Genomic DNA, 18,790 nt, shown 5'->3' on the forward strand with positions numbered 1-18,790 from the left:
CCTGTCATACAGGTTTAAAAGTTGAGTGATATCACAAAAGGAATTATTCGCCTGAGTGATACTGTGGCCGGTGAAACAGGGCATTTTTGCCGGTAAATTGAGCGAAAAAGGGCGTGGAGAGAGGATGAACGGCAGGCCTCGGGAAAAATTTGCTGGACGCTAGCAAAAATTGGTGTGATAACTTTTGTGATTCGAACCCCGTGCCGCACGGCAAGTAAGGAGCCCGAGATGGCGACGTTTTTGAGCGAAGATTTCCTGCTGGACAGCGAATTTGCCCGGCGCTTGTATCACGACTACGCGGCGCAGCAGCCGATTTTCGATTACCACTGCCATTTGCCGCCGCAGCAGATCGCGGAGAATACCCGCTTCAGCAACCTGTACGATATCTGGCTGCGGGGCGATCACTACAAATGGCGGGCGATGCGCACCAACGGCGTGGCGGAGCGGTTATGCACCGGCGATGCGGGCGATCGCGAGAAATTCGACGCCTGGGCCGCCACGGTGCCGCACACCATCGGCAACCCGCTCTATCACTGGACGCATCTGGAGCTGCGCCGCCCGTTCGGCATCACGGATATGCTGTTGTCGCCGGCCACGGCGGATGAAATCTGGCAGCGCGGCAATGCGCTGCTGGCGCAGGATGCGTTTCGCGCGCGCGGCATCATGCAGCAAATGAACGTGAAAATGGTCGGCACCACCGACGATCCGATAGACGATCTGCGTCATCATCGGGCGATCGCCGACGATCGCAGTTTCGCTATCAAAGTGCTGCCGAGCTGGCGGCCGGACAAGGCTTTCACCATCGATGCGCCCGGCTTCAACGACTATCTGCAGCAGCTGGAGGCGGCGGCGGACACCGCCATCGGCCGCTTTAGCGCGCTGTGCGACGCCCTGTACAAGCGCATGGATCACTTTGCCGCCCACGGCTGCAAGGTGGCCGATCATGCGCTGGACGTGGTGGTGTTCGGCGAGGCCGATGAAGCGGCGCTGGATGCGATCCTGCTGCGCCGCCTGAACGGCGAGCTGCCGACGCAGGAACAGAGCGCCCAGTTCAAAAGCGCGGTGCTGCTGTTTTTGGCCGGCGAATACCGGCGTCGCGGCTGGGTGCAGCAGTATCACATCGGCGCGCTGCGCAATAACAACAGCCGCATGTTGGCCGCCGTCGGGCCGGATATCGGCTTCGACTCGATCAACGACCGGCCGCTGGCGGAACCGCTGTCGCGGCTGCTGGATGCTCAGGCGCGGCAGGGCGGTCTGCCGAAAACCATTCTCTATTGCCTCAATCCGCGGGATAACGAAGTGATCGGCACCATGATCGGCAATTTTCAGGGGGAAGGCACGCCGGGCAAGATGCAGTTCGGCTCCGGTTGGTGGTTCAACGATCAGAAGGACGGCATGCAGCGCCAAATGACGCAGCTGGCCCAGCTCGGGCTGCTGAGCCGCTTCGTCGGCATGCTGACCGACAGCCGCAGCTTCTTGTCTTATACGCGCCATGAATACTTCCGCCGCATCCTTTGCCAGATGATCGGCCGCTGGGTGGCGGACGGCGAAGCGCCGGCGGATATCGCGCTGCTGGGCGAGATGGTGAAAAACATCTGCTTCGACAACGCCAAAAACTATTTCGCCATTGAACTGGCGTAGCCGTTATCCGGGACCGGTTTATGCAAAGTACGATAAAGATTCACGAGCAGGATAACGTGGCGGTGGCGCTGCGCGATCTGGCTGCCGGAGAGCGCGTTGAGCTGGAAGGCGCGGTCGTCAAACTGGCGCAGCCGGTGGCGCGTGGGCATAAATTTGCGCTCGGCCCGATCGCCGAGGGTGAAGACATCATCAAATATGGCCAGCCGATCGGCCATGCGCTCGCGGCCATTGCGCCTGGGGAGCATATTCATTCGCAAAACGTCAAAACCAACCTGAGCGATCTGGACAGCTACCGTTACCAGCCGCAGTTCCCGACGCTGCCGCCGCAGGCGGCGGATCGCGAGGTGCAGCTGTACCGCCGGGCCAACGGCGAAGTGGGGATCCGCAACGAGCTGTGGATCGTGCCGACCGTCGGCTGCGTCAACGGTATCGCTCGCCAGATCCAGCAGCGCTTTTTGCAGCAAACACAGGCGGACGGGATCGACGGCGTGCATCTGTTCAGCCACCCGTTCGGCTGCTCGCAGCTGGGGCAGGATCATGCCAACACCCGCATCATGCTGCAAAACCTGGCGCGCCATCCCAACGCCGGCGCGGTGCTGGTGATCGGGCTGGGTTGCGAGAACAATCAGGTGGATGCCTTTCGCGCCACGCTGGGGATAGGGGACGAGCGGCGGCTGCGCTTTATGGTGTGCCAACAGCAGGACGACGAAGTGGAGGCCGGGCTGGCGCTGTTGCACGAGCTGTACCGGGAGATGCGCCACGATCGCCGCGAGCCGGGCCGCCTGAGCGAGCTGAAGTTCGGCCTGGAATGCGGCGGTTCGGACGGGCTGTCGGGCATTACCGCCAACCCGCTGCTGGGGCGCTTTTCCGACTATGCGATCGCCAACGGCGGCACCACGGTGCTGACCGAAGTGCCGGAGATGTTCGGCGCCGAGCGCATTCTGATGAGCCGCTGCCGCGATGGAGGAACCTTCGACAAAACCGTCGACATGATCAACGATTTCAAACGCTATTTCATCGCCCATCAGCAGCCGATTTATGAGAATCCGTCGCCGGGCAACAAGGCCGGCGGCATCACCACACTGGAGGAGAAGTCGCTTGGCTGCACCCAAAAGGCGGGGCTAAGCCAGGTGGTGGACGTGCTGAAATACGGCGAGCGGCTGCGCGTGCCGGGGCTGAATCTGCTCAGCGCGCCGGGCAACGACGCGGTGGCGACCAGCGCGCTGGCCGGCGCCGGCTGTCATATGGTGCTGTTCAGCACCGGGCGCGGTACGCCGTACGGCGGCTTTGTGCCGACGGTGAAGCTGGCGACCAACAGCGAGCTGGCGGCGAAGAAACCGCACTGGATCGATTTTGACGCCGGCAGCCTGGTTCACGGCGTGGCGATGGAGACGTTGCTCAGCCGCTTCATCGATCTGATTGTCGAGATTGCCAACGGGCGTCCGGCTCGTAATGAAACCAACGACTTTCGCGAGCTGGCGATCTTTAAAAGCGGGGTGACGCTGTAAAGCTGACAAAAAAGGCGCTCGAGGGAGCGCCTTTTTATGAAGCAACGCGCGATTAACGCACCTTCAGCGGGTCTTCGTTCGCCAGCCGCTGGTCTTCCGCCTGGCAGGCGGCGGCGGTGAACAGCACGTCGGTGGAGGAGTTGAGGGCGGTTTCCGCCGAATCCTGCAGCACGCCGATGATAAAGCCGACCGCCACCACCTGCATCGCCACGTCATTCGGAATGCCGAACATGTTGCACGCCAGCGGGATCAGCAGCAGCGAGCCGCCGGCCACGCCGGAGGCGCCGCAGGCGCACAGGGCGGCCACCACGCTCAGCAGCAGGGCGGTCGGGACGTCCACCGCGATGCCCAGCGTGTTTACCGCCGCCAGCGTCAGCACGGTGATGGTGATCGCCGCGCCGGCCATGTTGATGGTGGCGCCCAGCGGGATGGAAACCGAGTAGGTGTCCTCATTCAGATTCAGCTTTTTGCACAGCTCCATGTTCACCGGGATGTTGGCGGCGGAGCTGCGGGTGAAGAAGGCGGTCACGCCGCTCTCGCGCAGGCAGGCGAACACCAGCGGATACGGGTTGCGGCGGATCTTCCAGTACACGATCAGCGGATTGAGCACCAGCGCTACCAGCAGCATGCAGCCGATTAACACCATCAGCAGTTGCGCATAGCCCCACAGCGCGCCGAAGCCGGTTTCCGCCAGCGTGGAGGCCACCAGGCCGAAGATGCCGAGCGGCGCACAGCGGATCACCGCGCGCACCACCAGCGTGACCGCATGGGACATGTCGTTGATCAGCCCCTTGGTGGTTTCGGAAGCGTGGCGCAGCGCCAGCCCCAGCCCGACGGCCCACGCCAGAATGCCGATGTAGTTGGCGTTAATCAGCGCATGGAACGGGTTGGCCACCACACTCATCAACAGGCCCTTCATCACGTCCACGATGCCGCCTGGCGGGGTGATGTCGGTTGCGCCGGTGGTCAGCGCCAGCGTGGAAGGGAAGATAAAGCTGACGACGACCGCCACCAGCGCCGCAGCGAAGGTGCCCAGCAGATAGAGGAACAGGATGGGGCGAATGTTGGTTTTCTGCCCCTGTTTATGGTTGGCGATCGAGGCCATCACCAGTATCAGCACCAGCAGTGGCGCTACCGCTTTCAGCGCGCCGACGAACAGGGTGCCGAGCAGGCCGACCGCCGCTGCCGCCGCCGGTGAAACCAGCGCCACCAGAATGCCGGCCACCAGGCCGACCATGATTTGTTTGACCAGGCTGCCCTGCGTGATCTTTTGTAGTAGTTTTTGCATAGTGCTTCTCTTCCTGATGTTATCTGGCCGCCGCGGCGGGAACGACGCCGGACAGCTTTATATGATTCTGTAACTAAGTGTGTTTGCCGAATCAGTATTCAGTAATCGAATGATGTTGGAAAGAGGCGAGGGTGAAATTCTGAGCGCGGATCAACACTTGATAACATACTGGTTACATTTGTGTGATCGTAATAACGTTTGGCGTTTTGGGGGAATTGCCAAACAATCGCGGGGCGACTAGCGCCCCGGATAACAGATTATGGTTATTTCTTCGCCAGGCGATCGTTGCGGCGATTGACCCAGGCGTTGATCAGCAAGGTGAGCGTCAGGATGCCCGCCACCACGCCGAGCGAGATACCGATCGGGATGTGGAAGAAGTCGATTATCAGCATCTTGATACCGATAAACACCAGGATCACCGACAGGCCGTATTTCAGCATCGAGAAACGTTCCGCCACGTTGGCCAGCAGGAAGTACATGGCGCGCAGGCCCATGATGGCGAACAGGTTAGAGGTCAGCACGATGAACGGGTCGGTGGTCACGGCGAAAATCGCCGGGATGCTGTCCACCGCGAAAATCACGTCGCTCAGTTCCACCAGGATCAGCACCAGCACCAGCGGGGTGGCGAACAGGATGCCGTTGCGGCGCACGAAGAAACGCTCGCCTTCCAGGCTGTCGGTCATGCGCAGGCGGCTGCGCAGCCATTTCACCAGCGGCTTGTCGCCGATTGCCGAGTCGTCTTCCTTCGCCAGCGCCATCTTGATACCGGTGAACAGCAGGAAAGCGCCGAACAGATACAGCAGCCACTGGAACTGGCTGACCAGCCAACTGCCGGCGAAGATCATGATGGTACGCAGCACGATCGCCCCCAACACGCCGTAGATCAGCACCCGCCGCTGCAGGTTGGCCGGCACGGCGAAGTAGCTGAACAGCATCAGCCAGACGAACACGTTATCCACCGCCAGCGCTTTTTCGATCAGGTAGCCGGTCAGGAAGGCCAGCGCCTGGGTATCGGCGACGGCGCGCCCGGCGGTTTCATTCAGGTAGTACCAGAAACCGAAATTGAACAGCAGAGAGAGGCTGACCCACACCAGCGACCAACTGGCGGCCTGCTTCAGGGTCATGGTGTGCGCGCCTTTACGGCCCTGCAACAGGAGGTCGATTGCGAGCATCACGACTATGACGGCGGCGAAGCTGCCCCATAACCACGGTGTGCCAACGGAATTCATCATCAGAGGTATCCTTCAAAAACAAAAACGGCCAACGTCGGAAGACGCCAGCCGCTCTGTGAACGCTGCAAGCAAACCTCGCCTTCCGGCAAGGTCTCACTTACAACGTTGATGAAGGTGGTTACACCTTTGACATCAGGTTGCCCGGTAACCGGATGCTTGCGCATCGTAATGACGATTGACCGGCAATGAAGTTACTCCCCTTTGCAGAGCAGAAAGTAATGCAAAATGTGTCGGCGGTCAACGTGAATCGCGTTAGCCGGCCAACGCTTTTTGCGCGCCCAGGCTGACGACGAATCCCTGCAGCAGCAGGCGGCTGAACGGCGTGTCGCTAACCTGCTGTTGTTGCTGCTGATAGCGGGCCTGCTGCTCGGGATGCAGCTCGCCGAGCCACTGCAGATACTGGCTCATCACCGCGCCGTTGAATTCCGGGTGGAACTGGGTGGTCAGGGCATGATCGCCATAGCGCAGGATCTGGTGCGCGTCCTGCTGCGAACGCGCCAGCGTCTGCGCGCCGGCGGGCGGCGTCAGCACGCTCTGCGAGTGGATCAGGTTGGCTTTGAAGCGCGGCGGCAGCAGGGTGAGCCGCCGGTCTTCGGCCGCGGCGGGCAGCAGTTCGATCTCCAGCGTGCCCACCTCCATGCCCTGCGGGTGGTAACCCACTTCGCCACCGAGCGCGTAGGCCAACAGCTGGTGGCCGTAGCAGACGCCGAACAGCGGCAGTTTGAGCGCCATCGCCTGGCGCAGCCACTCGGCCGCCGCCTCGCTCCACGGCAGCTGTTCGGTCACCATCGCCGGCGAGCCGGTGATGACCACGCCGCAATAGGCGGCCGGCGGCAACGGCCGCTCGCCGGCGGGCAAGTGTACGATGTGCGCGCGTTCGGCGTCGATATTGCCCTGTTGCAGGAACATGCCATCAAAGTTGGCCAATTCCTGACGAATGGCCTGCGGCGCGTCGCCGGTTTGCATCACGAGCAGCGGTTTCATCTCATTCTCCGTCGGCGGGGAAGACGACGCCGGTCTGGCGGCGGATATCGGTCAGCAGGCGGGCGACGATCAGCGAATTCTCCAGCCCCGGATGTTCCACCCGGTGATTTTCCACCAGCTCGGCGAAGGCCAGCGCTTCATACAGCATGGTGTTGATGTGCTGCGGCTGGCTCAGATCTTGGCGGTTGCCGCCGCGCGGCGTCAGCGCCACGCCCTGACACTCGGAAATCTTGTCGATAATCAGCGTGCCTTCCTCTCCCTGGATCTCGCTGGGGATCGCCGAGTCGCTGACCTTGGAATGGGAAAGCGTGACGTCGAAATCGCCGTAGTTCAGGCAGACGGTGCCGTGGGCGTCCACGCCGGTCTCCAACAGCGTGGCGCTGGCGAGCACCGACTGCGGCGCGCCGAACAGCGCCACCGCGCTGGCCAGGCAGTAGTAGCCGATATCCATGATGGAGCCGTTGGAGAACTGCGGATTAAACGTGTTGGGGTTCTCGCCGGCCAGGTAGCGCGGGTAGCGCGAAGAGTATTGGCAATAGTTGATGAAGGCTTTGCGCAGCCGGCCGACTTTCGGCAATGCCTGCTGCAGCGCCAGAAAATTCGGCAGATAGGCGCTTTTGAACGCTTCGAACAGCACCACCTGATTTTCCCGCGCGCAGGCCGCCAGCTGTTCCGCTTCGCGCTGGTTGGAGGCCAGCGGTTTTTCACAGATCACGTGCTTTTTATGGCGCAGGAACAGCAGCGATTGCGGGCAGTGCAGGGAGTTGGGGCTGGCGATATACACCGCGTCTATGGCATCGGACTGGGCCATTGCCTCGAGCGAGTCGAAAAACTGCGTGACCTGATAGTTGGCGCCAAACGCCTGCGCCTGTTCCAGGGAGCGTGAATACACGGCGCTCAGCTTGAGTTTGCCGCTTTCATGGGCGGCATCGATAAAACGTTCCGTAATCCAGTTGGTGCCGACGACGGCAAAGCGAATCATGGCGAACTCCGGTCCAGGCTTAAAACCGCAGATTATCACGCCCTCATTCGCTATGCATACAGCTCGCCGAACAGCGAAAGGTGCGTCAGATACAGCCGGGTATCGAACTCCAACTGGTGGTAATCCGGCTCCATATGGCAACACAGGCTGTAGAACGCCTTGTTGTGATCTTTCTCTTTCAGGTGCGCCAGCTCATGCACCACGATCATGCGCAGGAACGGTTCGGGCGCGACCTTGAACACCGTCGCCACGCGAATTTCCGCCTTGGCTTTCAGCTTTCCGCCCTGCACGCGGGAGATGGCGGTGTGCAGGCCCAGCGCGTGCTTCATGACGTGGATCTTGCTGTCGTAGGCCACCTTGCTCAGCGGCTGGGCGTTGCGCAGATACTGGTTTTTCAGATCGACGGTAAACTGATACAGCGATTTGTCGGTGGTGCAGTCGTGCACCTGCGGATAGCGCTGCAGCAGCACGTCTCCCAGCCGGTTCTGGTGGATCAATTGCTGCACCTGGCTTTGCAGATGCGCCGGGTAGCCTTGCAGGTAGGCGAGTTCGATGTCATGCATGAGTGATATTGCGTCCCAGTATTTCTTTGATTGGCCGCAGCCGCACACGCTGCGCATCGGCCTGTCTGGCTTCCCAGCGATCGTGTGCCGCCTGCAGGTTTAGCCAAAAGTCGGCGGTCGTTTCGAACAGATCGGCAAACAGATTGGCCTCGGCAACGCTCATGCGTCGATGCCCGTTGCACAGGCGATTGACGGTGGCGCGGGTGACGCCCAATACCTTTGCCAGTTCTTCTTGGCCGATGCCTAACGGCGTTAAATATTCTTCCTGCAGCACTTCTCCCACCGTGGTGGGTTCGCGAGTCGTGGTTTCCAACATAGGTTCCCCCTCGTTCAGGTATCTTGGTGAGGATCGAGGTAAATTTTTTCGGCGGCATCATGCCGCCACTGGAACATCAGCCGCCAGTGCATATTGACGCGCAGACTCGACCATCCCTGAAATGGCCCGGATAGCCGCTTGTAATAGTTACCCGTGGGGTGATGCAAATCACGCTCTTGCTGCGCGGCGGCTAACATATCGAGCTTTCTGGCCAACTGCCGCTCGAGCGCGCCGGGGATAAGACGGCTGCGCCTGCCTTCCAGATAGAACTGCTCCAGATAGCGATCGCGGAAAGATTTAATCATGCTTTCCCCCTTCCATAGGGACTGGCAGTGTAACATTTAAAGTTACACCCCGTCAGGTTAAAAAAACATCGGCATGGGTGCTCGGGAGGGAAAGGTTAATGTTGTTGAAGGAGAAAAGGGGCGCAGGTTTTCAGATACGCGGCGCAATACGCAATTTATCCGAAAAAACATTTTACTGACGGGCGTTTTTAGGGGATAAACAGCCCAAATTTTATCAGTCAGGAGGGGCAATGAGCCAACTCGATCTGGGAACACAGCAACTTGAGCTGGAGCGTTATCCCCAACAGGAAGAATCCACCCAACTGCAGGCGTGGGAAGCGGCGGACGAATATCTGCTGCAACAGCTTGAAAACGTAGATATCGGTGGCCGCCCGGTGCTGATTTTCAACGATAACTTCGGCACCCTGGCCTGTGCGCTGCACGCGCATCGTCCTTACAGCGTCAGCGACTCGTACATGAGCCAGCTGGCGACGCGTCACAACCTCAAGCTCAACGGTCTGGATCCTGAGCAGGTCACGCTGTTGGACAGCCTGGCCGAGCTGCCGGCGGCGCCGGCGGTGGTGCTGATTCGCGTGCCGAAAGCGCTGGCGCTGCTGGAACAGCAGCTGCGCGCGCTGCGCCACGTCGTGACCGAAGACACGCTGATCGTCGCCGGCGCCAAAGCGCGCGACGTGCATACTTCGACGATGCAGCTGTTTGAAAAGGTGCTGGGCCCGACGCGCACCAGCCTGGCGTGGAAGAAGGCGCGCCTGATCTTCTGCCAGGCGGCGGACATTGTCCCGCCGGCGGCGGCGGAAACCACCAACTGGACGCTGGACGGCACCGATTGGCTGATCCACAACCACGCCAACGTCTTCTCGCGCGGCAGCCTGGATATCGGCGCGCGCCTGTTCCTGGAGCATCTGCCGCGCGGCCTGAATGGCCATATCGTCGATCTGGGCTGCGGCAACGGCGTGATTGGCCTGACGGCGCTGGCGCAGAATCCGGACGCGCAGGTGACTTTCGTCGATGAATCCTACATGGCGGTGGCCTCCAGCGAGCTGAACGTGGAGCACAACCTGCCGCAAGAGCTGGACCGTTGCCAGTTTGAGGTGAACAACGCGCTGGCGGGCATCGAGCGCGAAAGCGTGCAGGCGGTGCTGTGCAACCCGCCGTTCCACCAGCAACACGCCATTACCGATCACACCGCCTGGCAGATGTTCTGCGACGCCAAGCGCTGCCTGCAAGTGGGCGGCGAACTGCGCATCGTCGGCAACCGTCACCTCGACTACCATCAGAAGCTCAAACGTCTGTTCGGCAACTGCACCCTGGTGGCCTCGAACAAGAAGTTCGTGATCTTGAGAGCGGTGAAATCCGGCGCGCGTCGCTGAGCGTGAATAACAAGGGGCGCGATGCGTGTAGACAAAGGGGGAAAAAGCGTGGTTTTTCCCCCTTTGTGGTTATCAGCCGAAAATCAATAAATTGATTTTCCTTGTTTTCTATTCGCTGCTCTCTGCCAACCCGGCATGGGGATGAGATTTGTCATCAATATCAGGGGCGCGATGCGCCCCTTTTTTACAGCGCCATCGCCAGCCGCGTGCCCTGATCGATCGCGCGGCGGGCGTCCAGCTCGGCGGCCACGTCGGCGCCGCCGATCAGATGCACGGTTTTCCCCATCGCCAGCAGCGGCTGCTGCAGTTCGCGGCGCGGTTCCTGCCCGGCGCAAATGACCACCGTGTCCACCGGCAGGCAACTCTCTTGCTCGGCGCGGGTGATGTGCAGCCCTTCATCGTCGATCAGCCGATAGCTGACGCTATTGAGCATCTTCACGCCGCGCATCGCCAGGCTGGCGCGGTGGATCCAACCGGTGGTTTTCCCCAGGCCTTCGCCCACCTTGCTGGTTTTGCGCTGCAACAGGTAGATCTGCCGGGCGGCGCGCGGTGCCTGCGGGCCTTGCGCCGCCAGCCCGCCGCGTTGCTCAAGGCGGCCGTCGATGCCCCATTCGCGGTTAAATTCCGCCTGATCCAGGCTGCTGGAGACGCCGTGCTGGCTAAGGTACTCGGCGGTGTCGAAGCCGATGCCGCCGGCGCCGATGATCGCCACCCGCTGGCCGACCGGTATTTTATCGCGCAGCACATCCAGATAGCTCAGCACCTTGGCGTGCCCGATGCCGGGAATATCCGGGGTGCGCGGCACGATGCCGCAGGCGAGGATCACCTCATCGAATTCGCTTAAATCCGCCGCCTCGACCTTGACGCCCAGTTTGACCGTCACTTCACGCAGCGCCAGCTGACGGCGGAAGTAACGCAGGGTTTCATGGAATTCTTCCTTGCCGGGGATTTGCTTGGCGATGTTGAACTGGCCGCCGATCTGCTCGGCGGCGTCGAACAGCGTCACCTGATGACCACGGCTGGCGGCGGTGGTGGCAAACGCCAGCCCGGCGGGGCCGGCGCCGACCACCGCCAGTTTTTTCGGCTTTTCCGCCATCGTCAGCGGCATTTCGGTTTCACGGCAGGCGCGCGGGTTGACCAGACAGGAAGTCAGCTTGCCTTCAAAGATCTGGTCGAGGCAGGCCTGGTTGCAACCGATGCAGGTATTGATCTCGTCGGCGCGCCCCTCGGCGGCTTTCTGCACAAAGGCGGCGTCGGCGAGGAACGGACGCGCCATCGACACCATGTCGGCGCAGCCGTCCGCCAGCACCTGCTCGGCCACCGCCGGATCGTTGATGCGGTTGGTGGTGATCAGCGGGATGCTGACCTTGCCCATCAGCTTGCGGGTCACCCAGCTGAATCCGGCGCGCGGCACCATGGTGGCGATGGTCGGGATGCGCGCTTCGTGCCAGCCGATGCCGGTATTGATGATCGTGGCGCCCGCCTGTTCGACCGCCAGCGCCAGCTGCTCGATCTCCTGCCAGCTGGAGCCGTCTTCCACCAGATCGAGCATCGACAGCCGGTAGATCAGAATGAATTCCGGGCCCACCTCCTGGCGTACCGCCCTGACGGTTTCGACGGCGAAGCGCATGCGGTTGGTGAAGCTGCCGCCCCATTGGTCGTCGCGCTGATTGGTGCGCGTCGTCAAGAATTGGTTGATCAGATAACCCTCGGATCCCATCACCTCAACGCCGTCATAGCCGGCCTGCTGCGCCAGCGCCGCGCAGCGGGCGAAGTCGGCGATAGTCTGCTCGATCTCCGCTGCGCTGAGCGCGCTCGGCGTAAACGGGTTGATCGGCGCCTGCAGCGCGGAAGGGGCCACCAGCTTGGGTTGATAGCTGTAGCGGCCGGTGTGCAGGATCTGCAGCGCAATTTTGCCGCCCGCCCGGTGGACGGCTTCAGTCACCGGGCGGTGGTGAGGCAATTGCTCCTCGCTGTTGAGGATCGAACCGCCGCGAAACACCACGCCCTGTTCGTTCGGGGCAATGCCGCCGGTGACGATCAGCGCCACGCCGGCGGCGGCGCGCTCGGCATAGAACGCGGCCAGGCGCTGCGGGCCGTCGGGCAGCTCTTCCAGGCCGGTATGCATCGATCCCATCAGCACCCGGTTTTTCAGGGTGGTGAAGCCGAGATCCAGCGGCGCCAGCAGGTGAGGGTAATTGCTCATTGCACTCTCCATCGTTCATCCCCCGCCTCTTTCAACCTGCAGCGTTGTTGCCTGCGTTCGCTCGCCCCAGTCACTTACTTGAGTAAGCTCCTGGGAACGCCCGAACTTGCCGCCTAGCTGCAGGTTGAAAGCGATTGGGGATGAGCATCTGTTATTATTATGTGAACACAAGTGGTCGGATGAGATAAATCTAGCCGTTGTCGCGCCGCTTGGGAATCTGCGTTGCGCCGAATGTGATAGATGTCATGAATCTCAGACTCTGTTTGCATAACGAACAAAAGATCGGTTAGCCTTTACGCGTTGTAAATACCTTCTCTCTGCGGAGCCATTACCGAAAATGAACACCCACACCTGTTGATATCGTGTCCCACGCTGTGCGCTCTCGCGCCCTGTGGGGATGTTTTGATCTCATTCAGGAGTGCTTATGGCTCATTCAGCGCAGTCCCCTTATTTCGTTTTACATCAACTGACCTGCCAATTTGCTGACGGCGAAACGCTGTTCGGCCCGCTGGATCTTGCTTTCGACCGGCAGCGCTGCGGCCTGGTAGGGCGCAACGGCGTCGGCAAAACCCAGCTGCTGCGCCTGATCGCCGGGCTGGATCAACCGGGCAACGGGCACGTCGAATCTCATGCCGCAGTAGCTTACGTTGCACAGCAACCGGAGATCGCCGCGGACACCACGCTGGCCCAGCTGTTGGGCTATGGCGAGGCGTTCGCCGCGCTGGCGCGTCTCGAGCAGGGGCGGCCGCTGGCGGACGATATCGATCGTCTGGAAGGGCGATGGGATCTCCACGATCGCCTGCAAAACGCCTTCGCCGCCGCCGGGCTGCCGGCCTTCGATCCGTTGCGATCCGCCAGTTCGCTGAGCGGCGGCGAGCGGATGCGCGCGGCGCTGTGCGGCGCCTTGCTCGGCGAAGCGGATTTTCTGCTGCTGGACGAACCGACCAACCACCTCGACAGCGTCGGGCGCGCCTGGCTGTATCAGCAGCTGGATCAGTGGCGGGGCGGGTTGCTGATCGCCAGCCATGACCGGCAGCTGCTGGCGCACATGGAGCGCATCGTCGAACTGACGCCCGGCGCGCTGCGCAGCTACGGCGGCAACTATGATGACTACCGGCGCCAGCGCGATACAGAGCAGCAGGCGGCGCGCGCCGATCTGGAGCATGCGCGCGAGGAGCGCCGCCGCACCCGCGCCCGCCAACAGAAAGAGCACGACATGAGCCAGCGGCGCTCGGCGCAAACGCTGCGCGTCGTCGATACGCTGAATATCGCCTCTTTCGAGCGGGTGGCCTACAAGTCGGCGGCGAAGGAGAGCCTCGGCACGCTGCGCAAACAGCATCAGGATCGGCGCGACAGCCTCGATGCGGCGGTGCGCGAAGCCTACCAGCGGGTGGAAGAGGAACCGCCGGTGTTGCTGGCGCTGCCGGGCAGCGAAGTGAACGCGAACAAGCAGGTGCTGGTGCTCGAGCGGCTGCAGCTGCCGTTCGTCAGCGCGCCGCCGCTCGATCTGCGTATCGACGGCCCGATGCGCGTGGCGTTGACCGGCCCCAACGGCTGCGGCAAATCCACTTTGCTGAAGACTATTCTCGGCCGGCTGGCGGCGCTTTCCGGCCATTGTCATTGTCCGCTGTCGACCGCCTACCTCGATCAAACCCTGTCGCAGCTCGACCCGGGCCTGTCGGTGATGGAGCATCTGGGGCTACAGGATTCGCCGTTGGTGGAAGGCGCGTTGCGCACCCGGCTGGCGCAGTTGCAGCTTGGCGCGGATCGCATCGCGTTGCCGCTGGGCTGGCTGAGCGGCGGTGAAAGGCTCAAGGCGGCGTTGGCCTGCGCGCTGTGGCGGCGACAACCGGCGCAGCTGCTGTTGCTCGACGAGCCGACCAACCACCTGGATCTGGCGTCGTCGTTGGCGATTGAGACCGCGCTGGCGGATTTCCCCGGCGCGATGATGGTGGTGTCGCACGACGAAGACTTCCTGCAGGCGCTGCGGCCAACGCACCGCCTGCACCGACAGGCGGACGGCTGGTGGCTTCAGGCCTGGTGAGGCAGGTGGGCGGCGCTCTGACTTAGTGCGGGGCGTTGATGCACGCCAGCAGCTGGGTGAAGGCGGCGGCCATCTGCTCTTCCGGCACGCAGGCAAAACCCATCAGCAGGCCGCGCCGCCGATTGGGCAGCATGTAGTAGCGCGACAGCGGCCGCACCAGCACCCCTTGCGCGCCGGCGGCGGCGGCGATCGCCACGTCGTCGGCCTCGTCCGGCAGGTTGAGGATCAGGTGCAATCCGGCGTTGCTGTTGAACTCGCTGAGTGCCTGTTTGCCGAGGTGCCGTTCGATCAATCCGGTCAGGAAGGCGCGCCGCCGGGCGTACAGCAACCGCATGCGACGGATATGCGCGGTGTAGTGCCCCGCCTGAATAAACTCCGCCAGCGCGCTCTGGATCAGCAGGTGCCCGCCGCGATAGAGCTCGGCGTGGGCGGTTTTCAGCGCCTGCACCAGCGGCGGCGGCAACACCACATAGCCGAGGCGCAGCGCGGGGTAGAGCGTTTTGCTGAAGGTGCCGATGTAAATCACCGGCGCGTCGGCTTCCAGCCCTTGCAGCGCCGGGATCGGTTGGCCGGAAAAGCGGAATTCGCTGTCGTAGTCGTCCTCGACGATCCAAGCGCCGGCGTTGCGCGCCAGCGCCAGCAGCCGTTGGCGGCGCGCCAGGCTCATCACCGAGCCGAGCGGATACTGGTGCGACGGGGTGACGAAGATCAGCCGCGGCGGGTTGGTCGGCTGCTCCGGCGGCACCAGCCCGGCTTCGTCCACCGCCAGCGGGCAGATGTTCAGCGCATTGATGCGCAGGATATTGCGGATCCCCCAATAGCCCGGCTCTTCGATCCAGGCGTCATCCCCCGGATTGCACAACATGCGCGTCACCAGATCGATCGCCTGATGGATGCCCTCGGTGATCAGGATCTGTTCCGGCGAACAGCGCACCGAGCGCGCCACCCGTAAATACTCCACCAGTGCATGCTGCAGCTCCGGGCTGCCCCCCTGATTGCTGTAGGTCAGCCGCTGTGGCGTCGGGCGGCGGCTGAGGCGCGCCTGGATCTTGCTGAACAGCTGATGAGGAAAGGCGTTGACGTCGGGGACGCCGGGAATGAACGCCCCCCACTGTTTGGGGCTGGCGCTGGCGTGGTGCAGCAGCGTGGCGCCGCGCTCCGACAGTTCGACGCGCCGCGGTTGCCCGCTGCCGTCCGCCGGGGCGCCGCCGGTGGAGAGGCAGCTGTCCGGCACCGTGTCGGCGACGAAGGTGCCGCTGCCGGCGCGCGCCGACACGTAGCCTTCCGCCAGCAGTTGTTCATAAACGGTTAACACGGTGTTGCGGGACAGGCTGAGCTCCTGCGCCAGATCGCGTGAGGCGGGCAGGCGGCTGGAGGGCGGCAGGCTGCCGTCGAGAATGCTGGTGCGGATCGCGTTGTAAAGCCGCTTGTGCAGCTTGTCATCGGGCTGTTCGCCGAGGCGCTGCAGCAACAGATCACCACTCAATGAGCGCAATTGGATCCCTCAATTATTCGTAACTGGCACTCGATTATAGGGCCACATCCTGTGTAAATAAACGGCATTGTTTCACGAATGTGAACGAAACGTGTAACTGGCACCGACCGGAGAGAACAGCATGAAAAACGCAGAATTGAACCAACGCCGTCAGGACGCCACCCCGCGCGGAGTGGGCGTGATGTGTGGTTTTTACGCCGAGCGCGCAGAGAACGCCACGCTGTGGGATGTGGAAGGCAAAGAAGTGATCGACTTTGCTTCGGGGATCGCCGTGCTGAACACCGGGCACCGTCACCCGAAGGTGATCGCCGCAATTGAAAAGCAGCTGCAGGCCTTCACCCACACCGCCTATCAGATCGTTCCTTACGAAAGCTATGTTTCTTTGGCGGAGCGCATCAACCAGCGCGCGCCGATCGCCGGTCCGTGTAAAACCGCTTTCTTCACCACCGGCGCGGAAGCGGTGGAAAACGCGGTGAAGATCGCCCGCGCTTACACCGGCCGTCCGGGCTTGATCACCTTCGGCGGCGGCTTCCACGGCCGCACCTATATGACCATGGCGCTGACCGGCAAAGTGGCGCCTTACAAACTGGGCTTTGGCCCATTCCCCGGCTCGGTGTTCCACGGCCAGTACCCGAACGCGCTGTACGGCGTGACCACCGAAGACGCGATGAACAGCCTGGATCGCCTGTTTAAAGCGGATATCGATCCCAAGCAGGTGGCGGCCATTGTGCTGGAGCCGGTGCAGGGCGAGGGCGGTTTCAACGTGGCGCCGGCCGATTTCATGCAGGCGCTGCGCACGCTGTGCGACCAGCACGGCATCCTGCTGATCGCCGACGAAGTGCAGACCGGCTTCGCCCGTACCGGCAAGCTGTTCGCCATGGAGCACTACAGCGTTAAGCCCGATTTGATCACTATGGCGAAAAGCCTGGCGGGCGGCATGCCGCTGTCGGCGGTGGCGGGCCGCGCCGAGGTGATGGACGCGCCGGCGCCGGGCGGGCTGGGCGGCACCTATGCCGGTAACCCGCTGGCGGTGGCCGCCGCGCACGCGGTGCTGGACGTGATCGACGAAGAGCAGCTGTGCCAGCGCGCTCAGCGCTTGGGTCAGCACCTGGTGGAAGTGTTGCAGCAGGCGCGCAAAACCAGCCCGGCGATCGCCGATGTGCGCGCGCAGGGATCGATGGTGGCGGTGGAGTTCAACGATCCGGTTACCGGCAAGCCTTCGGCGGAGATCACCCGTCAGGTGCAGCAGAAGGCGATGGAGGAAGGGCTGCTGCTGTTGAGCTGCGGCGTGAACGGCAACGTGATCCGCTTCCTCTACCCGCTGACTATCCCGGACGATCAGTTCACCAAGGCGATGGGCATTCTGTCCCGCGCGCTGGCCCACTAAGGAGCGATCGGCATGAAATTGAATAATCCCGAGCTGTTGCGCAGCCAGTGTCTGATCAACGGCGAGTGGTGCGATGCCCTGAGCGGCAAACGTGAAGCGGTGATCAACCCGGCCACCGGCGTCGAACTGGCCAGCATTCCGCTGGTCAGCGAAGAGGAAACCCAGCAGGCGATCGCGGCGGCGCAGCGGGCGCAAAACGACTGGAAACAGCTGACCGCCAAGCAGCGTTCCGCGCTGCTGTTGGCCTGGGCCGACAAGGTGCTGGCCGCACAGGAAGATCTGGCGCAGCTGATGACTGCCGAGCAGGGCAAATCGCTGGCGGAAGCGCGCGGCGAAGTGGCGTACGCCGCGTCGTTCATCACCTGGTTCGCCGAAGAGGCCAAGCGGGTGGACGGCGCGGTATTGCAGGCGCCGCAGGCTTCGCAGCGTCTGGTGGTGGTGAAGCAGCCGATCGGCGTGTGCGCGGCCATCACCCCGTGGAATTTCCCGGCGGCGATGATCACCCGCAAGGTGGCGCCGGCGCTGGCGGCCGGTTGCGCCATCATCGTCAAACCGGCCGAGCAAACGCCGCTGACCGCGCTGGCGTTGGCGAAGCTGGCGCAGGACGCCGGCATTCCCGCCGGCGTGTTGCAGGTGGTGACCGGCGAAGCGGCGCAGGTGGGCAGAGTGCTGTGCGACAGCCCGGTGGTGCGCAAGCTGAGCTTTACCGGTTCGACCGAGGTCGGCCGCATCCTGATGGCGCAGTGCGCGCCGAGCATCAAGAAACTGTCGCTGGAGCTGGGCGGCAATGCGCCGGTCATCGTGTTTGACGACGCCAATCTGGACGCGGCGGTGGCGGGCATCATGGCCTCCAAATTCCGCAACAGCGGCCAGACCTGCGTGTGCGCCAACCGTATCTACGTGCAGGACGGCATCTACGAGCGGCTGGCGGAGAAACTGGTGGCGGCGGTCGAGCAGTTGAAAGTGGGAGACGGCAGCCAGGAAGGCACCACCCAGGGGCCGCTGATCGACAGCGATGCGGTGGCGAAGGTGCAGAGCCATATCGACGACGCGCTGATCAAAGGGGCGCAGATCGCCACCGGTGGCCAGCCGCACGCGCTGGGCGGCACTTTCTTCCAGCCGACGGTGGTGACCGGCGTAACGCAGAAGATGCGCTTCGCCAAAGAAGAGACCTTCGGGCCGGTGGCGCCGCTGTTCCGCTTCCATGACGAGGCAGAAGCCATCGCCATGGCCAACGACACCGAATTCGGCCTGGCCGCCTACCTGTTCACGCAGAACGCCGCGCGCCAGTGGCGCGTGCCGGAGGCGCTGGAGTACGGCATGGTCGGCATCAACACCGGGCTGATTTCCAACGAAGTGGCGCCGTTCGGCGGCGTGAAACAGTCAGGGCTCGGGCGTGAAGGATCGCGCTACGGGATAGAAGAATATCTGGAGCTGAAATACCTGTGTATCGATGTGAGCTGTTGAGC

15 protein-coding genes are annotated in these 18,790 nt (G+C 62.6%); 6 read left to right on the forward strand and 9 right to left on the reverse strand.

The genetic code is table 11. From position 1 onward, the window contains the following. The first annotated feature begins 228 nt into the window (after positions 1 to 228). Both uxaC and ACSBQS_RS17555 read left to right on the forward strand, forming a co-directional pair. Entirely contained in the window at positions 229 to 1,641 is a 1,413-nt protein-coding gene (gene uxaC, locus ACSBQS_RS17550) for a glucuronate isomerase (protein WP_420067218.1), read from the forward strand. A 20-nt stretch (positions 1,642 to 1,661) separates the two neighbouring features. Further along, positions 1,662 to 3,149 carry a UxaA family hydrolase gene (locus ACSBQS_RS17555; RefSeq protein ID WP_196018888.1) on the forward strand — a complete coding sequence of 496 codons (1,488 nt, stop codon included), beginning with the start codon at positions 1,662 to 1,664 and terminating at the stop codon, positions 3,147 to 3,149. 52 nt (positions 3,150 to 3,201) lie between these two features. On the opposite strand, the gene sstT is transcribed toward ACSBQS_RS17555, so the two are convergent. The 7 genes from sstT to ACSBQS_RS17590 all read right to left on the reverse strand — a co-directional run bounded on the left by sstT (position 3,202) and on the right by ACSBQS_RS17590 (position 8,819). Then, positions 3,202 to 4,437, reverse strand: a complete 1,236-nt coding sequence (sstT, locus tag ACSBQS_RS17560; RefSeq protein WP_047573594.1) for a serine/threonine transporter SstT — start codon at positions 4,435 to 4,437, stop codon at positions 3,202 to 3,204. A gap of 263 nt (positions 4,438 to 4,700) precedes the next feature. After that, positions 4,701 to 5,669 carry a TerC family protein gene (locus ACSBQS_RS17565; protein ID WP_025304345.1) on the reverse strand — a complete coding sequence of 323 codons (969 nt, stop codon included), beginning with the start codon at positions 5,667 to 5,669 and terminating at the stop codon, positions 4,701 to 4,703. A 252-nt stretch (positions 5,670 to 5,921) separates the two neighbouring features. Beyond that, a complete protein-coding gene (locus ACSBQS_RS17570; RefSeq protein ID WP_089195209.1) occupies positions 5,922 to 6,653 on the reverse strand; it encodes a glutamine amidotransferase in 732 nt (243 codons plus the stop codon). Between the two features lies 1 nt (position 6,654). Beyond that, a complete protein-coding gene (locus ACSBQS_RS17575; protein WP_046897262.1) occupies positions 6,655 to 7,635 on the reverse strand; it encodes a Gfo/Idh/MocA family protein in 981 nt (326 codons plus the stop codon). Between the two features lie 50 nt (positions 7,636 to 7,685). Beyond that, positions 7,686 to 8,198: a M48 metallopeptidase family protein gene (locus ACSBQS_RS17580; protein ID WP_042785417.1), complete on the reverse strand. Its 513-nt coding sequence runs from the start codon at positions 8,196 to 8,198 to the stop codon at positions 7,686 to 7,688. Continuing rightward, the gene (locus ACSBQS_RS17585; RefSeq protein ID WP_015379150.1) at positions 8,191 to 8,514 is read right to left on the reverse strand and encodes a HigA family addiction module antitoxin; all 324 of its coding nucleotides are present in this window, start codon (positions 8,512 to 8,514) and stop codon (positions 8,191 to 8,193) included. The genes ACSBQS_RS17580 and ACSBQS_RS17585 overlap by 8 nt, the downstream gene beginning before the upstream one ends. Before the next feature lie 14 nt (positions 8,515 to 8,528). After that, positions 8,529 to 8,819 carry a type II toxin-antitoxin system RelE/ParE family toxin gene (locus ACSBQS_RS17590; protein WP_016930174.1) on the reverse strand — a complete coding sequence of 97 codons (291 nt, stop codon included), beginning with the start codon at positions 8,817 to 8,819 and terminating at the stop codon, positions 8,529 to 8,531. 230 nt (positions 8,820 to 9,049) lie between these two features. Between ACSBQS_RS17590 and rlmG the strand changes: the two genes are divergently transcribed. Further along, a complete protein-coding gene (gene rlmG / locus ACSBQS_RS17595; RefSeq protein WP_033651272.1) occupies positions 9,050 to 10,189 on the forward strand; it encodes a 23S rRNA (guanine(1835)-N(2))-methyltransferase RlmG in 1,140 nt (379 codons plus the stop codon). 184 nt (positions 10,190 to 10,373) lie between these two features. Here the strand turns inward: rlmG and ACSBQS_RS17600 are convergent, their stop codons facing one another. After that, on the reverse strand, positions 10,374 to 12,395 hold the full coding sequence (locus ACSBQS_RS17600) for an FAD-dependent oxidoreductase (RefSeq protein WP_434991255.1): 2,022 nt from the start codon (positions 12,393 to 12,395) through the stop codon (positions 10,374 to 10,376). A gap of 424 nt (positions 12,396 to 12,819) precedes the next feature. Between ACSBQS_RS17600 and ACSBQS_RS17605 the strand changes: the two genes are divergently transcribed. After that, positions 12,820 to 14,439: an ABC-F family ATP-binding cassette domain-containing protein gene (locus ACSBQS_RS17605; RefSeq protein ID WP_434991256.1), complete on the forward strand. Its 1,620-nt coding sequence runs from the start codon at positions 12,820 to 12,822 to the stop codon at positions 14,437 to 14,439. A 22-nt stretch (positions 14,440 to 14,461) separates the two neighbouring features. Here the strand turns inward: ACSBQS_RS17605 and ACSBQS_RS17610 are convergent, their stop codons facing one another. Next, the gene (locus tag ACSBQS_RS17610; protein ID WP_197666804.1) at positions 14,462 to 15,934 is read right to left on the reverse strand and encodes a PLP-dependent aminotransferase family protein; all 1,473 of its coding nucleotides are present in this window, start codon (positions 15,932 to 15,934) and stop codon (positions 14,462 to 14,464) included. A 121-nt stretch (positions 15,935 to 16,055) separates the two neighbouring features. On the opposite strand from ACSBQS_RS17610, the gene ACSBQS_RS17615 reads away from it, so the two are divergent. Together ACSBQS_RS17615 and ACSBQS_RS17620 are read left to right on the forward strand one after the other, a co-directional pair. Then, positions 16,056 to 17,321 (forward strand): 4-aminobutyrate--2-oxoglutarate transaminase, encoded by a 1,266-nt coding sequence (locus tag ACSBQS_RS17615; protein ID WP_047026542.1) that lies wholly within the window; start codon positions 16,056 to 16,058, stop codon positions 17,319 to 17,321. A 12-nt stretch (positions 17,322 to 17,333) separates the two neighbouring features. After that, a complete protein-coding gene (locus ACSBQS_RS17620) occupies positions 17,334 to 18,788 on the forward strand; it encodes an NAD-dependent succinate-semialdehyde dehydrogenase (protein ID WP_123061982.1) in 1,455 nt (484 codons plus the stop codon). Positions 18,789 to 18,790: the final 2 nt, after the last annotated feature.

Origin of the sequence: Serratia sp. H402Y, assembly GCF_051172415.1 — a bacterium.
GTDB lineage: Bacteria > Pseudomonadota > Gammaproteobacteria > Enterobacterales > Enterobacteriaceae > Serratia > Serratia ureilytica.

What these genes read in the sequence shown, in the direction of transcription:
- uxaC (WP_420067218.1), top strand. Translation starts at nt 229, where the DNA reads ATGGCGACGTTTTTGAGCGAAGATTTCCTGCTGGACAGCGAATTTGCC.
- ACSBQS_RS17555 (WP_196018888.1), top strand. Translation starts at nt 1,662, where the DNA reads ATGCAAAGTACGATAAAGATTCACGAGCAGGATAACGTGGCGGTGGCG.
- sstT (WP_047573594.1), bottom strand. Translation starts at nt 4,437, where the DNA reads ATGCAAAAACTACTACAAAAGATCACGCAGGGCAGCCTGGTCAAACAA.
- ACSBQS_RS17565 (WP_025304345.1), bottom strand. Translation starts at nt 5,669, where the DNA reads ATGATGAATTCCGTTGGCACACCGTGGTTATGGGGCAGCTTCGCCGCC.
- ACSBQS_RS17570 (WP_089195209.1), bottom strand. Translation starts at nt 6,653, where the DNA reads ATGAAACCGCTGCTCGTGATGCAAACCGGCGACGCGCCGCAGGCCATT.
- ACSBQS_RS17575 (WP_046897262.1), bottom strand. Translation starts at nt 7,635, where the DNA reads ATGATTCGCTTTGCCGTCGTCGGCACCAACTGGATTACGGAACGTTTT.
- ACSBQS_RS17580 (WP_042785417.1), bottom strand. Translation starts at nt 8,198, where the DNA reads ATGCATGACATCGAACTCGCCTACCTGCAAGGCTACCCGGCGCATCTG.
- ACSBQS_RS17585 (WP_015379150.1), bottom strand. Translation starts at nt 8,514, where the DNA reads ATGTTGGAAACCACGACTCGCGAACCCACCACGGTGGGAGAAGTGCTG.
- ACSBQS_RS17590 (WP_016930174.1), bottom strand. Translation starts at nt 8,819, where the DNA reads ATGATTAAATCTTTCCGCGATCGCTATCTGGAGCAGTTCTATCTGGAA.
- rlmG (WP_033651272.1), top strand. Translation starts at nt 9,050, where the DNA reads ATGAGCCAACTCGATCTGGGAACACAGCAACTTGAGCTGGAGCGTTAT.
- ACSBQS_RS17600 (WP_434991255.1), bottom strand. Translation starts at nt 12,395, where the DNA reads ATGAGCAATTACCCTCACCTGCTGGCGCCGCTGGATCTCGGCTTCACC.
- ACSBQS_RS17605 (WP_434991256.1), top strand. Translation starts at nt 12,820, where the DNA reads ATGGCTCATTCAGCGCAGTCCCCTTATTTCGTTTTACATCAACTGACC.
- ACSBQS_RS17615 (WP_047026542.1), top strand. Translation starts at nt 16,056, where the DNA reads ATGAAAAACGCAGAATTGAACCAACGCCGTCAGGACGCCACCCCGCGC.
- ACSBQS_RS17620 (WP_123061982.1), top strand. Translation starts at nt 17,334, where the DNA reads ATGAAATTGAATAATCCCGAGCTGTTGCGCAGCCAGTGTCTGATCAAC.